We start from the raw sequence: 1911 nt of genomic DNA, 5'->3' as shown, positions 1-1911 counted from the left end.
AAAAGTGCACAGAAGGACCGTCCCCTTGTGTTGTTAACATAATTATATAAAAAGAATATTATGATATAAAGTATCTATTTTGGGGTGATTTCGATGTTTGAAAACTTAGAAAATATAAATCCGTATTACCTGATACCCATTATTTTTGCTGTGGTTATCATAATTGCATATATAATCTTTAGAAAAAGAGCAATAGATAAGGGCCCTATTGCTGATGAAGAATTATATGCGGTGATAAAAAATGCAGGATATATTTACGATGATAAAAATGATGTTTTTTATTCTGATTTGTATGCATGGCAAAGGGATATGGGCTACTGCCGCCTATATGATGAAGCTGCCGCCCATTTCAGCATTATCATGGATTGTGAGCCCATATATTTTGAATATGCCGGCAAGAGGTGGATGATTGAATTTTGGAAGGGACAATATGGCATGACTACAGGTTGTGAAATAGGTGTGTATTACACCGATCGACCTGACCTGAATATCCCCGGAATATTTGATGGAACATTTTACGATTGTGTCAGTGATCAGGATTTGCTGTATATGGAGTTTTCCTTGTTTAAAGATGGCAAAATGCTATTTACCAGAAGGGACAGACATTGGTGGTTAACCGGCTTTAAACTGGGAGAGTTCGCTGAACCTTCACAGCTTACAATGAATTTAAGAATCAGATTAAACGACAGAGAAATGACCAAAGCCTTTGTAGAAGGCCTGCAAAGGGCAGGATATCAAAGATACAAACAATTTAAAGTAGAAGGAAGTATAGTGACCATAAAATACGATAAACCTTATACCCGTCAGCCCTATAGTCGAAGCTCAGTCACAGATTGGTTTGCGCAAAGGAGAAATAAAGTATTATGTAATAGATACCGAAAAATCACTAGAGATTATGATAATTTCCCGGACAAAATCAGAGTCATTCAACGAAAGGCCCCTGGATTGTTCAATATTATATTGAATTTTGGTAAAAATAAATATCTTTATGATAAATTTGAAATCATCAAAAATCACCTGAAAGCCGGGAGATGAGGTGTTGCTCCATGTATCTATTAAATCGACTTTCCAAGATTTTTGATAATTCAGAAGAAGTTCTTTTTGATGATTACAGCAGATTTGTATTAATGAGCGATTGCCATAGGGGCGATGGAACTTGGGCGGATAATTTCTCTAAAAACCAAAATTTTTACTTTGCCGCCCTCACCTATTATTATAAAAATAAGTACACTTATATAGAGATTGGCGACGGAGATGAGCTTTGGGAAAATAAAGATTTCTCTGAAATTTTCAATATGCACAAGGACGTATTTAGGTTGTTATCTAGATTTCACAAAAATAATAGGCTGTATTTTATATATGGCAACCATGATATAGTGAAAAGAGACCAAAAATTTTTAGAAGAAAATCTATACAAGTATTATGACAGCCGTAGAAAAAAATATATTCCATTATTTGAAGGTCTAAAAGTTCATGAAGGTTTGGTTTTAAAACACCGGAAAAGGAATAATAAAATACTTTTAATCCATGGCCATCAGGTGGATTTTATGAATTATACATTGTGGCCGATAAGCAGATTTTTAGTGAAAAATGTATGGAAACCCCTTGAAACCTTTGGCGTAAAAGACCCTACCAGTCCGGCAAAAAATCATCAAAAGAAAGATAGCATTGATAATAAGCTTACAGAGTGGGTGGAAAGAGAAAATGTCATGATTGTAGCCGGCCACACTCACAGGTCCATGTTTCCAGAAGTAGGTGAAACACCATATTTCAACGATGGAAGCTGTGTACACCCTCGCTGCATCACAGCCATAGAGATTGAATTTGGATATATTAGATTGGTCAAATGGCATATGAAGACCAATAGAAATGGTTTATTATATATTGGAAGAGATACCTTAGCCGGTCCCA

General features: G+C 35.4%; 2 protein-coding genes. Both read left to right on the top strand.

The window, feature by feature from the left end; all coding sequences use genetic code 11:
* The first annotated feature begins 93 nt into the window (after positions 1-93).
* A complete protein-coding gene (locus tag PHP06_10855) occupies positions 94-1035 on the top strand; it encodes a DUF4474 domain-containing protein (GenBank protein ID MDD3841039.1) in 942 nt (313 codons plus the stop codon).
* Positions 1036-1046: 11 nt separating this feature from the next.
* The coding region (locus PHP06_10850) for a metallophosphoesterase family protein (protein ID MDD3841038.1) at positions 1047-1911 on the top strand (865 nt) is incomplete at its 3' end.

The sequence above is a fragment of the Clostridia bacterium genome, assembly GCA_028698525.1.
In the GTDB taxonomy this organism is placed as follows: Bacteria; Bacillota; Clostridia; order JAQVDB01; family JAQVDB01; genus JAQVDB01.
This window is presented reverse-complemented; position numbering and strand designations above follow the sequence as displayed.

Excerpts from the sequence above, each read along its gene's own strand:
- PHP06_10855 (MDD3841039.1), top strand. The coding sequence starts at position 94 with ATGTTTGAAAACTTAGAAAATATAAATCCGTATTACCTGATACCCATT.